At 34.4% G+C, this 13,629-nt stretch carries 10 protein-coding genes; 3 read left to right on the top strand and 7 right to left on the bottom strand.

Annotation, left to right across the window (positions count from 1 at the left end; genetic code table 11):
* Nucleotides 1-66 precede the first annotated feature (66 nt).
* A complete protein-coding gene (locus H2677_RS08110; protein ID WP_212638278.1) occupies nucleotides 67-765 on the bottom strand; it encodes an NAD(P)H-dependent oxidoreductase in 699 nt (232 codons plus the stop codon).
* A gap of 124 nt (nucleotides 766-889) precedes the next feature.
* On the opposite strand from H2677_RS08110, the gene H2677_RS08105 reads away from it, so the two are divergent.
* Nucleotides 890-1,888, top strand: a complete 999-nt coding sequence (locus tag H2677_RS08105; RefSeq protein WP_212638277.1) for an AraC family transcriptional regulator — start codon at nucleotides 890-892, stop codon at nucleotides 1,886-1,888.
* Nucleotides 1,889-2,211: 323 nt separating this feature from the next.
* Here the strand turns inward: H2677_RS08105 and H2677_RS08100 are convergent, their stop codons facing one another.
* Nucleotides 2,212-3,636 (bottom strand): hypothetical protein, encoded by a 1,425-nt coding sequence (locus H2677_RS08100; protein WP_212638276.1) that lies wholly within the window; start codon nucleotides 3,634-3,636, stop codon nucleotides 2,212-2,214.
* The gene (locus H2677_RS08095) at nucleotides 3,633-8,774 is read right to left on the bottom strand and encodes an AAA domain-containing protein (protein ID WP_212638275.1); all 5,142 of its coding nucleotides are present in this window, start codon (nucleotides 8,772-8,774) and stop codon (nucleotides 3,633-3,635) included. The genes H2677_RS08100 and H2677_RS08095 overlap by 4 nt, the downstream gene beginning before the upstream one ends.
* Before the next feature lie 492 nt (nucleotides 8,775-9,266).
* On the opposite strand from H2677_RS08095, the gene H2677_RS08090 reads away from it, so the two are divergent.
* Complete coding sequence (locus tag H2677_RS08090; RefSeq protein WP_129262783.1) at nucleotides 9,267-9,518, top strand: VF530 family protein; 252 nt, start codon at nucleotides 9,267-9,269, stop codon at nucleotides 9,516-9,518.
* Between the two features lie 69 nt (nucleotides 9,519-9,587).
* Here the strand turns inward: H2677_RS08090 and H2677_RS08085 are convergent, their stop codons facing one another.
* On the bottom strand, nucleotides 9,588-9,896 hold the full coding sequence (locus H2677_RS08085; protein WP_212638274.1) for a helix-turn-helix domain-containing protein: 309 nt from the start codon (nucleotides 9,894-9,896) through the stop codon (nucleotides 9,588-9,590).
* Nucleotides 9,893-11,224, bottom strand: a complete 1,332-nt coding sequence (locus H2677_RS08080) for a type II toxin-antitoxin system HipA family toxin (RefSeq protein ID WP_129262787.1) — start codon at nucleotides 11,222-11,224, stop codon at nucleotides 9,893-9,895. Before H2677_RS08080 ends, H2677_RS08085 begins: the two co-directional genes overlap by 4 nt.
* A 277-nt stretch (nucleotides 11,225-11,501) precedes the next feature.
* Here H2677_RS08080 and H2677_RS08075 point away from each other — a divergent pair, with 277 nt between their 5' ends.
* Nucleotides 11,502-12,200 carry a DUF1826 domain-containing protein gene (locus H2677_RS08075; protein ID WP_212638273.1) on the top strand — a complete coding sequence of 233 codons (699 nt, stop codon included), beginning with the start codon at nucleotides 11,502-11,504 and terminating at the stop codon, nucleotides 12,198-12,200.
* A gap of 59 nt (nucleotides 12,201-12,259) precedes the next feature.
* On the opposite strand, the gene H2677_RS08070 is transcribed toward H2677_RS08075, so the two are convergent.
* Together H2677_RS08070 and H2677_RS08065 are read right to left on the bottom strand one after the other, a co-directional pair.
* On the bottom strand, nucleotides 12,260-13,057 hold the full coding sequence (locus H2677_RS08070) for a sulfite exporter TauE/SafE family protein (RefSeq protein ID WP_212638272.1): 798 nt from the start codon (nucleotides 13,055-13,057) through the stop codon (nucleotides 12,260-12,262).
* Nucleotides 13,058-13,098: 41 nt separating this feature from the next.
* Nucleotides 13,099-13,593, bottom strand: coding sequence for a flavin reductase (locus H2677_RS08065; RefSeq protein ID WP_212638271.1), 495 nt, complete (start codon nucleotides 13,591-13,593; stop codon nucleotides 13,099-13,101).
* Nucleotides 13,594-13,629: the final 36 nt, after the last annotated feature.

Here is a 13,629-nt window from a genome sequence, read left to right as displayed (position 1 = left end):
GTTCTAATGATAGAAACAGTCACATTTTTATAAAAGTGTGACTGTTTTTTTATAAGTTTGATTTTGTTAAAGTGGATAAAGTTTCTCATCAAAGTTTTCTAATTTTGGAAACTCTAAAGGCGTTAATTGATCTATATTGTTTAAATAATCTTCAAACTTTTCAATGATGTTCATTCTATCTTCATCTTTAATATAAGGAACATGATAAGCAATAAATGGCGGAAGTACCTCAAAACCTACATAAGCCAAACTCCCTCGTTGGATTGAAGATAGGTAAGTTTCTATATAGCCGTGAATTGATTTATCACCAAACATATGCTCACGACCACCCAGAGTCAGACACAGCATCGCTTTTTTTCCAGTCATTCCGCCATGATTGTAAAAGCGTTTTCCACCATAAAAGAGACCAGAAACAAATACTCGATCAATCCATCCTTTTAAGATTGCAGGAACAGAAGTCCAATATAGTGGAAAGCTGAATATAACCAGATCTGCACGTTTAACTTTATCGATTTCTATCTGAATATCTTGCGCAAGTGTTTGATTCTTCTGTGCATGACGTTGTTCAAGTGCATAATTAAAGTAATCAGTTTGGTTGAGTGATTCAAAATCTAATTGTGATGCAACTGGATTGAAATTCATCTCATATAAATCAGAGATTTCTACATAATGTCCTTGTTTTTCAAGTTTTTCTTTAGCAGTATTTTTTAAAGATGATGTGAAAGACTTGGGTTCAGGATGTGCATGAACAATCAAAATATTCATTTAATATTGGCCTTGATGAAGAATTTTATCTTTTTACTATGCCGTAAATAAAAAAGCTGTCATAGTTCATGACCCGACAATATTTACCATTTCACGCCAATGTAAATGATTAATGGAGTGTCAAATGCTACTTTCTAGGTTACCAGGTACATATGTAAATTTATTGATTGAAACTATAGAAGAATGGGGAATTTCATCAGAGGAAGTTCTTGCTGACACACATATTACATTTGAAGATTTACAAAAAACGTATTGGTATGTTGATTCGGAAGTTTTTATTCAATTACTTGAAAAATCAGTCCGTTTAACTGGTAATGCTGCTTTTCCAATCCTTATGGCAAACAAAATGAAAGTATCTCATTATGGAAATGTTGGTATTGCTGCAATGTCCTCAAAAAACCTTGAGCAGGCATTGAGAGTATTAGAAGAGTTTATTGGTCTATACTGCAGTGTATTCAAGCTGAGATTAGAAATTGAAGGTGAAAAAGCATTTTTATATCTTACTTGTATACTAGTTGAATCTGAGAGTACAAATAAATTTATAGCATTTCTTGCGGCAAGCTTTGCGAATATTATAAGAAAGTTGATAAAAACTGAATCAGATATTTTTATTTTTCATAAACAACAACAATTATTTATTAATAATAATTTTGCTTATAAATTTGAGCAAGTAACGGATGCTGTTTCCTTTGACAGAGGGCTATTAAATATACATTTAGAGACTGCAGACGAGATTGTTTTTAAACTTGCAAAGAAACAGTGTATTCGTGATACAGATAAACACATAAAAAGCAGACAAACAAAGTCAATTATACGATCGCAAATCATTGAGCTGATAGAAACAAGTCTGATCCAAAAGAATATTGGTCAATTGAACTTATCTGAGGTTGCCAAGCAGTTAAATATATCTTCAAGAACGTTGCAGCGTTATTTGGAAATTGAAGACACAACATTCAAGGCTTTGATTGCTGAAGTTAGAAAACAATATGCAGAAGCTATGCTGATTCAAAACGAACTATCTATACAAGAAATATCTGAGTCTTTAGGTTATGCAGACGTTTCTCATTTCTCAAGAGCTTTTAAAAATTGGACTGGTGTTACGCCAAAAGCATTTAGGAAGTAAGCATGAATAGATATGTAGTGTAGATTTTTCAAATGCATTGAATTTCGCATAATGTATATTATGTTAAATAGATAATAAGTGACAATAAATTCATTAATATTGATATAGAGTAATGATTACCCTCCAGAACTGTCAAGACTTTTATTACTGAAACTGTCATTGGCATTGGCATTGGCATTGTTTTCAACACATATCTTAGTAAAGTTATGAGTTTCCTACACCAGTTGCTCGCTTTCTATGTACTTAGTACTAGGTAAATGATATTTAGATTATTACTATATAAATGCCACGCATTTGTGGCATTTATGAATTATGAAAAACTATTAACGCCTTGTAATTTTTTGGAGATGCCCGCAATTATTAGGTTCATCATACGAAGCATAACCATTTAGATATTGGTCCACAATTTTATCTATGTGATTGACAACATTAAAATCTTTTGTGAAAAAACCGATAGGCATACTTACAGGCAATCTCTCTGAATCACTCACATGGTAACTAATAGCAACGAGTTCATTTTTAATGAGTAATATTTCAACATTACCATCACAAAATCCTTCTCGTAAACCATTCAATATATTCGCATAGGGTTTAAAATGATTTAACCACTTTTTAGCAGTATTTTTATCATATTGATTCCTGATAGGTAAGAATACTTTTGATAGTGTCCCCTTATTATCCTTAAATGCCTCTTGCAAGGTTTCAAACGCAATCCCTATTTTTGAGGTCATACCCCAAAATGGATTTGATGGTGCAATCCAAATGATTTTCGTTGAATTATTTTCCTGATTAGATCCTTTCACTCGTTTCGAAATAGTATGGATTTCTTTCTCTAATACTTTCCAATTTTCTTGCTGGTAAATTGGACCAACCAATAAATTGTAATTTACCCCATCAAATATCTCACCATTGATACCATCTTGTACATCAGTTAAATTTGTTATATGTCCCTGCTCGTTTAAGAATTGTGAAGTGTAGCAATCTTCAAGTATTCCCTGAGCTTTTACAATTTCCTTTACATTGCTGACACGCTTCATTTGATCTATTTGTTCAGCGAGTAGTGAATGCATCTGATCTGAATGACTCAAATCTGAAAATTTATCTAGTAATAAGGGATCACCTTTATGATCCAATTTAAAATCTACTTTTATCCTTAATGGGTCTTTATAAGTCGGAATTACTGAATTAATCATGTATAAATGAGGTCGATGATTATCCTTGAGTACTGAATTTGGAAGGAAATTGTTTTCCGCAATCTGAAAAAACTCATCTTGAAATTTTGTTCTCACATGATCAGCTGCGTATGCTTCATGTTCTGGAGGTGCATTTATTTTTAAACCGCAAGCCCAATTTCTTATCCCGACATTTTTTTCATTTTTGAAAAAACAAAATGTAGCTAACTCAAATCTTATTTTAGCCGTACTTTCTTCAATCGAAGTCAAACTCACATCTGATGCAACATCAGTAAACAATTTCTTTGCTGAATCTGTCAAACCCAAACGACCATCAGCATTTAATTTAATAAAGTTTTGTTCAATTAAATCATCTATCGCTTCAGTTGCTTCAATCTCTGTTAATCCAAAATACACAGAGATTTGCATTTTAGTCATTGGTGCAATATTAAGCAGACGGAGTATATATTCTCGAATAAAGGATAAACCTTTCCCTGAAACATAGGAGAAATTCACAATGAATTCTTGTGATGGTATTAAAAAATCAATTTCATGATACTTCAATTGTGCGTTCATACCATTTCTCCTTTTAAAGTTTTAGAAAAGACAAATCTGTAGCCTTCATCAATACCTTTTTCTTCCATATGCTTCACCACTTTTCCAAATGGCAGATCTCTATTCCTTCCAGTCCAAACATTCTTATTACCAACTACAATCAATCTATCCATCGCACGAGACAATGCAACATTAATTCGATTTGGCATAATCATGAAGCCAGGAGTATTAGATTTGTCAGAACGTGTGATTGAAACGATGATGATTCGATTTTCTTTGCCTTGATAACTATCCACAGTATCAATGTTGACTAGATCTTTGAAACCTTCCGGCCATGCATTCTGATTGAACAATTGCTGTAAATATCGCTTTTGTTCTGCATACATACAAATAACACCTATAGCTGCATCAGTTTTTCTAACGCTGTTAAGATAATTAATCAAAGCTTCATCTTCAGCAATCTGCTTTAAAATAGTCATAATCGCTTTTGCTTCTTCTTTATTACGAATCTTCCCTCTATTCTGTTTAACTTCCGAATGGAAGGCATCATGCCCCATATCAGATGTATCTACCCATGTTACAGTTGAACGTAATACATCAGCAGTTTGCTCATAATGCTGGGAAATAGTTCGTCCCGAAGATTCTAATTTACCTTTATAAAAAATTTCAGAAACTATATTTCCGATAGGCGTTGCCATTCGGTATTGTGTCCAAAGAGATTCACTAGCTTGTTGGCCATAGCTTGAGTTAAATGCTCTGTCGAAATCACTTTTGAGCAAATTATCAATTTCGTCATAATTACCATATGCCAGTGAAATACCTAGTTTTCTCGCGATCACATTTTTTTGCTCAGGAGAATAATTAGGTGGGAGTTGATGGTGATCACCTACCAATAACACTCTCTTGCCTGATTGCATTGCTATAGCTAACTCACCCGATTGAGAACGAGCTGCTTCATCAATAATGACCCAGTCATATGTGTTTTCACGGATATTCAAATGACCTTGACCAATACCAACACATGTACCAATGACAAGCTGACGAGAACGTGCATAAAATTCATCATAATTTACATAGTCTCCAGAGAGCGTATCAATCATCTCTTTAGTGACTTTAGCTAATGCCAGAACACTTCGGGTTTCCTGAATATTCAATCCAAATCTAGTACTTAATGCTTTTATAATGCGATTTTTTAGTTCAAAATCTATTATGGTATTAGATGAAATTTCTACATTGAACTCATTGACACTTTGGTTGCGAATTGATGCTTCAAGTTCTCGGATTTGAGCAGCTAAGTCGAAATCAATGGTTTTATTCAGTGTGTTTGAATTATCAACTTCATTAATATTCTTAGAGATCTTTTTCAGACGAATTAAATCATCGATTTGCTTAAATAGCTGAAGTTCAAGCTCGACCACTTTGACCATCACTTCGGATTGTAAACCTAATGCTGTAGCCAAAGAAGAAATACGAGTTTTCATCTCTGCTAAAAAGAGTTCACGTTTTTGGGTGGTGATTGCCTTTGAAAACACATCTTTTAAACCATCTGAAACTGTGTTTTCACGATTACTAAATCGAACAACTTCAAGTGGTGTTTCCAAACGAGCACAGTGTTTACGAATACGCTCTGCAGCATTATTTACTGCCTCATGTGACTGACTCACCAAAAGAATATTTTTTACATTTTGCTTTTCAATCAAATAGTGTACAAATGCTGCAATAAATTCAGTTTTACCTGTGCCTGGTGGACCTTGTAACAATGAAAGTGGACCACTATTGATCAATCTTTGAAAAGCTTTTTTTTGCTGAAGGTTTAGACTAATTTGATTGCCATGATCATCTTTTCGGTTATAACGATCGAAATCTTCATCTTTAACTTTTATGTCATAATAATTAGCTGTTAGCTTACATTCTGGATCAAACAATTCAGCCAAATCTGAAATAATGCTCTGTTTATTTAGAATACGTTCAATTGCGTATTTACGTTTTCTTAATGATGCATTACTTTGCATCGAGCGAAAATAAATCACACTCCCTTCTTCTGGAGGATAGCGAGTATTTCTGACCTTAGTAATATGTACTTCATGAAGATTCGATGCCTTTAAATCCACCTCACCCAATTTAAACTCTTTCGTAAATTCTTTTGCTAATTCATCATCGTATTCAATATCTTCTATTTTTTTCCCCTCAGCCTTCAAAGCCTTGTGGTCTATTTTGTTAATAAATGCAAACACCTTATCTGTATCTGAATCATCAAAACTTTCTAAAGGATCCTTTACTGCATCGTAAGGACATATAAAAGTATTGTCTTTCACAAATGCTGTGTCTTTAAGCTCAATTGATGGTGAGGCATCAATTTCTGCATCTAAAATCGCAGTCCATAATTTATGGGTATCCAGTTTTTTTGATGCCTGTTTTAAAGGAATATCCTGTCGCTGATTTTCAGGGGAATCGCTCGAAATAACAATTGGTTGTATAGATAGCTCAGGAAGAATACCTTCTTCAAGCAATTGAAAAGCATCATTTTTTTCAAATAATGGTGTTTCATTCTTTTTCTGATCTGTTTGTAGTCGTTTAGCTATATGTTCTTTAAGCGCAGAGTCTACAATGTCGATAAAGTCGGTTTGTGTATTAAGAAAATTGACAAGCTCAGTATAGTTACGTTGATCAGATGCCTTGATCTGTATTTCAACATTTAAGCTTGCTTGGCTATTCTCTTTTTCTTTTGCTGATAGATAATCTTTTTTACGAGGGGCCATACCACCAAAGATTGATCTGTTACCGCGACTTGAATCATATTGCAATGAATATGTGCCACCAATTCCATTAAACGTTAAGCTCGCTATATGCTCATGTCCCTCAGTACGAGCTGATATCCCAACATACATCTGCATATTTTCAGGATAAATCGTAAAACTTTCGCTCACACGATTATCATATACAGTAATAATTTTCTTGGATTTATGACCTAACCTATCAAAAGCTTGCTTAAATCTCGCAATTCCTTTGAAGCCAAATTCTTCATCTTTCAATTCATTCTGAATTGCTTCAGCCAATATTGGATAATTTTCTGATCCCTCACCAAAATTAAAGCATAGAATCTCGCTCGCCAATTTCATCACTGCATAATTATCACGCTGATAAGCATCAACATCGTATTGCTCTGGTGCATATTGAGTATTTCTAGATTCTTCTCCAGATAAATTAAAATCTGGTATATCAATCAGGTAGATTTGCCCACTATTTTTATCTAATAAAATGTTCTCATCGTGCAAATCACCATGTGATACGTGAGCTTCGTGTAAATCATCAATCGCTGAAATGAGTTTCCCAATATCCGCTAACCGTTCTTCATTGCTTATGTCACAATTCACATCCGCATATTGCTGATATTTCTGACGCCAAGATTGGCTATCAGCAAGATATTCTGTCACAAGATATAGACTTGAAGATTTTTGTGCAATTCCAAAGTCTTCTATTCGTGGAATATATGGAGAATTGATAGCTTTTAGCTTTTCAATTTTCTTGATGAATTTATGTATTTGAAAACCTTCTAAATCGGAGGCGTTAATACCACCAGTGTTGAGCCAGGCCTTAACAAGCAATCCGTTAGAGCAGTACACTTCCTTTTCATCAGTTTCAACAAAGAAATCTATGTCATCGTCAGGTTTAAATTGACGAGAATGATTAATACTATTGCGATATGGCTCTATTAAATTTGCATCGAAAGTGATTATTTCAGCACGCTTAGGCTCTGCCGCATGAAATGCTGTAGTAAATTCCGAGGCATCTTTAAAGCTCTTGTTATAAATTGCGTTATAAAGTACCGGAGCATAGAACGCAGCACTATTTTTTAAGTTATTTTGTAATGACTGTAGACTGCCTTCTGAAATACGCTCCTTATGTAACAGATGCCAAAGCATAATTGCCAAAGCATAAACATCAGACTCAAAGGGTGTGTTGAATTTTGGATTCTCACTTTCAGTTCCGACTGCTTCTATTGCACCGACAGCCAGTTGCTCACGATAATCACCTACTGTTCCTGCAGGTTTAAAATACGCACATGCCAAATTAGAGATTACAACTGATTTCGATTGAGAGAGCCACAAACTATGAGAATTAATATCACGGTGTGCAACTGTTACCTTATGTAATGATTCAAATTGCGACATTATGATCTTAGCAATTTCAAGTAAATCTATTTCGCTATATAAACTTGCATATTTACCAATAAATTCGTTAAAACGAAAATGATTAGTCGGAAACTCAAACAATTCTGCACTTGTCGTAGTAACCTCATCTTGGTCAAACGGGGTCAATGACCTCAAACAATGGTTCCAAAGTTCTTGGTTATGAGTTTTTAAATATTGCAGAACATTGCGCTCTCTTGAAACTATTTGTCCTCGTCCATCTGGAGTTAATCCTTTCACCCCTGATACTTTACTAAAGTCCCACCAGCGAAGGAGTGCTTCATTTTTAAATTGCCCTTTGGTGACTGCATAATATTCTTTATAAATGCCGTTTGGATGATCAAAAATCGTAACTGCAGCTGTATAACCACCAACATTCAATGACCTAGCATTAGTTTGATTTCCCAAAAATAATTCATCAAATATATCGAAATCTTTATTTACCGTACGTTGCATCGGGTGGGTTATCGGAAATTTATCGTTGAACTCAGATGTATTGGCAAGTTTTAAGAAGTCATCCAGTGAAATTGTAAATTCTTTATCAACACCCTGTAGCTGACTAAAGTCTGCATTACCAGTCATCACAACAAAATATTTAATGAATGGTACTCGCCCTTTGTTTGTAAATTTATTCTTATATTTTTCTAATTTGTTCTGTAATGTAAATACCTTGTTCTTTGTCACTGATACAGGAGAAGTCCCCATATCGCGATCACCTTTATACCAACGACCATTAACAGAAGTAACAGGTTGATGATTCCAATCTTTAAGCTCAACAATGATCACATTGCAATGCGTCACAATAACAAGATCGAATTCACCTTCTTTACCTTTTGAATTAGTAAAGCGAAATCCCGCATAACCTTTCCATGGAAACATCTTGCCCTGTTTAGTAAAAGCAGCTCTAATTTTTTCGATAGCGATGATTTCTTGCGATTGAAGACCGCCTTCCCAAATTTTTATGTCCAAAATACCCTCTTAAAATCTCAAAGTTGAAATTTATTAAATACTTACAATGAAGTCACTATAAATTGCTAAAAGAAATTTTTCTATCAGTATTTAGAATTAAATATTCAGCTATTTTTTCGTGGATGTTAAGAAATCAAGTACGGACAGTAACCACTAAAAAAGAAGAGTCTTTAGAACTTTTTGTAGACTTTAATTTTAGAAAATATTGTATTACAGGACAGGTTCATGAACCAATCAAACCTATATATAAGTATATAATTACATAAAATATTAATTTTATTGAATTTTAACAATATAATTAATTATGAAGTAGACTTTAGGTAAACATAAGTTAAATGACTTATACCTGATAATAACTTCATATCTTTCACTCTCTCACCTGTATTCAATAACTTATATGAGTTCTATTTTAATTACGTTCAAATTCCAACCCTCTCATTTTTAACTAGCCTAGGTTATAATGATGGTCTTCCAAAATATTGTTGCTCTATTATGAACACCTCCAATGACCCTCTACACGGCAAAAAACTTGCTGACATTTTGGATGAATTATTGGATTACTACGGTGGCTTTGAAGGCTTAAGTCGTAAAATTGAAATTAGATGTTTTTGCATAGATCCAAGTGTTAAATCATCATTGCGATTCTTGCGTACCACACCATGGGCACGTGAAAAAGTAGAAAGCTTATATTTGTATGTCTTACGCCAAAAAGCCAAACAGAAATCTCAGCTATCAAAATCCTAGTCCCAACATTTTAATTAGCCGATTCTTAATATCTTTTATTAGGAAGCTATATGTTCATAGCAATTGATCTCATTCTGATGGTTTAATGATCTTTCTCACAATATGCTCATGTGTTGGTATAAGTCCTGCTTTCAATCCAAGTGGATTAAATACCTTGTCTAAAACAGATTGCGTAAGTTTTCCTTTATCTTGTTCAATATCGGTTAACGTCCTGCGACTTACACCGACTAAATTTGCATATTGTTCCTGAGACATACCAAGAATATTTTTTCGCAAATACGCCAATAATTGCCCCAATGTAATTTCATTCAATAAATACTGCAGATATAGATCAATAAGAACTTGTTGACGATCTTGAGTCTGATTTTTTGTATTCATAATAGTTCCCATCTTTCTAATTTAGCTTCAACATAGTCAAATGAAAGCGCTGGCATCTCCATAATTTGTTTTGGTACACCTTTATCTATTAATCTTTGTTTTAGCCCGACAAGATGACTTGCTAAAGATTTCAATGTAGTTAGAGACAAATTCGGATCGCATAAATGTGCAAGCTTTTGTGTAATTTGCTCCCATCGATATTCTCCTCCTTCCTCATAAGGACTTCCCCAAGTTGTTGACCTTGTAACAACTTCTGGATCAGCTTTCATTGGAGCAAAATCATAAATTGGGGCAAGCGAAATTTTTCCAGATTGTTTCAGAAATGAAGTATTTCGACCATGATTATCAGAATTACCAAAAATAATATTGAGTAAATCTCGCTGTAACCACTCACAAACGAATTGTGCTGAATCAAACTCTGAATCAATACATATCAGTAAATTGCATAGATTTTCAATCACTTCAAAGTGATTGAGATGGCTACCCGAAGCTTTATTTAATACGGAATAGACAGATTCAAGCCCATGACGATGCCATTTTTGGTTGTGCCATTCGACATCAAATCTTGGTAGCCATAATGATGGATATTTTTCACCTTCGATCAGCTTCATTTCTGTAGTTTCAATCGTATTGAAACCCAACTCTTTTAGCTCTTGATAGTAATAGTATTCAGCTCTGAGAATATTACAGTCGATCTCACTACGATTATTTCTAGGGAATTTAACTAGATAATGTTGATCAGGTTGATCAAAGTTTTGTTGATAAGTATCAATCCAAATATTTTGATCTTTTCTAGCACGAATCAATAATTTAGGAGCTTCACCACCCGCTCCTGTTGCACCACCACTAATTGCACCCATTTGCTGTGCATATTCAAGAAAATCTACATTTCGGTCAGCAACATCACTTTGACTAAAATAACGTAAATGCAGAGTTGATTCAGGATTGATTGGTGGAATAGCTTCTTTAATTCTCAAATTGCCTACGGGTGCGATGCCACCTTTTTCTAATAAAATACTATCTTGCTCAGCATGCGTTAGTCTTTGTAGACCTAGAAAATTCACCCAATAACGGCGTGCAGCACCTGATGGAACAATATCATCTAAAAAACCAAACCATGAACTAGATTCATGTTTTATTAGTATTTGTACAGGTAGCGACAAACTACAGGCATGCTCATCTTGCTTGTCCAAATTGTGGATTGCGTATTCTAAATCGTAAGCTAATTCACTGGCACTTGCTGAGCCTAGTTTAGGTTCTAATAATGTTAGTTCAGCAATATCAAACCAACTTTGATCAAGTAACGCCTGTATTGTTAGTTTTTTCATTGATGTAAATGAGCAATTATTTTCTCAAAAATACTCTATTTTTTTATATTTGTGAATATATTTGCGCATAATTATTTTTTATGTAAGTTTTTGAGCATAAATTTGCTCATAACGATCTGTGGAAAATAACTTTCTCAGTGTCTATTTAAAACCCTTTATTTCATTGTTATACGGTATGAAAAGATAAATGTTTGAAAAATACTATTCCATCTATCGTTCTTAACGTGATCGAACTGTGTATCATTAAACATATTTTCTTTTTGATAAACTTCTTTTTATGAAGAATGCATTTTCTAATCACAAGCAAATTAGCGTGGTTTCTAGTTTCTCCGAACTTATCAGTTCTAATTTTCAAGGAGATAGAAATGCGATTTGTTGGTATAGAAATCTTAATGGGGATTTTCAAGAAATCGTCAAAAAACTTCAGCTAAAGGAAAATATCACTGAGATTTCAGTTGATGATTTATTGGCTTTACAACTTTCTGAATATGGTCGTTTAGCAAGAGAAATCATAATTTCGGATATTCAACAATTAACAGAACTAGGTGCATCACCTACGCTTAACTTAATTCAAAATTACGAACGTGATGATGAGTTAGATTATATTTCGACAGATGTTTATTCATTTCATGTTGATCGCTCGCCTATTCCAACAGATACTTTTTTATGTACCTATCACGGTGCGGCAAGTGAGATTCTGCCAAACGATCAAGTTGAGCAAAAGATTCTAGTTCCTGAAATTAGAGAAAAACTAAAAAATCTACATGATGGACCAGAAGCTGAATTTGAGAATTTTTTAGAAGAATATTTCTTTGATTTGCACTACCGAGCAAAACCTGAGAGTAAACCTGTTAATTTAGGTTTAGGTCATCTATGGCGTTTGGCAGTCGACCATCCAACACAACAAGTTTTACCCTGTGTGCATAGAGCACCGATAGAGATAGATGGAGAATATAGATTGCTGTTGATTTGTTAAAGACTAAAAAAAGATTTTAAAAGCTCACAGAAAAGTGAGCTATACGGAGAAGATTTTTATCACATGCCTTTGTAAAGAAAGAAGCATCCAACGATCAATAACATTAAAGCAAAGCATTTTTTAAGTACGATTGGCGATAAAATATGTGCTGTTTTAGCTCCAAGCTTAGCCGTCATAAAACTCATAATGCTAATACCTAAAAATGCATAGATATGTACAAAACCAATAGTCTTAGGCACATTGATATGCTGTTTCATACCAAAAAAAATAAATCCTAAAGCACCTGCGATGGCAATTGGTAAGCCACATGCTGCCGAGGTTCCGACGGCTTTTTGCATGACTACACCATAATGATTTAGATAAGGAACGGTTAAACTCCCTCCCCCAATACCAAAAATTGCTGAAGCAACTCCGATGCCTGTACCTGCAAATATTTGTCGAGTTGTTGATGGTAATACCTTACCCTGATCGATTACATTTTTCGCCCCAAAGAACATTTTGTAAGCAACCCAGATCACAAATATCCCGATGATCAATTGTAAATTTGCACCAGAAAGTAATCCCGCAATACCAGCTCCTAAAAATGAACCAAGGATTAGTCCTGGTGTTAGATTTTTAAATACAGGCCAAATCACGGCACTGTTTTTATTGTGGGCGATCAATGAACTAATAGAAGTCACAATAATTGTTGCCAATGAGGTTCCCAAAGCCATATGCATGATGACATCTGGTTGGTATCCCATTTGAGTGAATACGATATATAAAAGTGGAACGATAATGAGCCCACCACCCACACCAAAGAGTCCAGCAGCGAAACCAGCTAAAGCCCCGATGGCTAAAAAAATGATTAATTCCACGAGATATTTTCTTAAAATAAAGGGATGAATAGATAGTTGGCTCAGGCAATTTCTGCAATCTGCCCAACTTGATGATAAGCACGGTTAAAGTAGACTAACCCCTGATCATGCTGACCTTGTTGGATAGCTACGATACGACAAATAAAAATGGTATGTGTTCCAACTTCCTGAATCTGCTCAATTTGACAATCAAAACTAACCAAAGCATCTTTTAACACAGGTGCGCCAGTTTCTAATTCTGTCCAACTGCCATATTTAAAACGTTCTTCAGGACTCATCTTAGATGAAAACACTTTAGACATATGCTGATGATGTGCCGCCAAGACGTTCGCAGTGAGAATTTTATTTTCAACAAAGTGTGTATGTGAGCTAGACGCGATATTCATGCATACCAAAAGTGTTGGTGGTGAATCTGTCACGCTACACACAGCTGATGCCGTAAATCCATATCGACCTGTAGAGCCAATCGTTGTTACAACACTCACTGCACTTGTTAATAAAGACATTGCATTTCTAAAGTCTATTGCTTCAATCATTAAATTGTTCCTCAATTGAACCGTACCTTTTAGATT

The sequence above is a fragment of the Acinetobacter junii genome (assembly GCF_018336855.1).
Taxonomy (GTDB): domain Bacteria; phylum Pseudomonadota; class Gammaproteobacteria; order Pseudomonadales; family Moraxellaceae; genus Acinetobacter; species Acinetobacter junii.
Note: the sequence above shows the minus strand (reverse complement) of the source record. Positions and strands in the feature narration are given on the sequence as shown.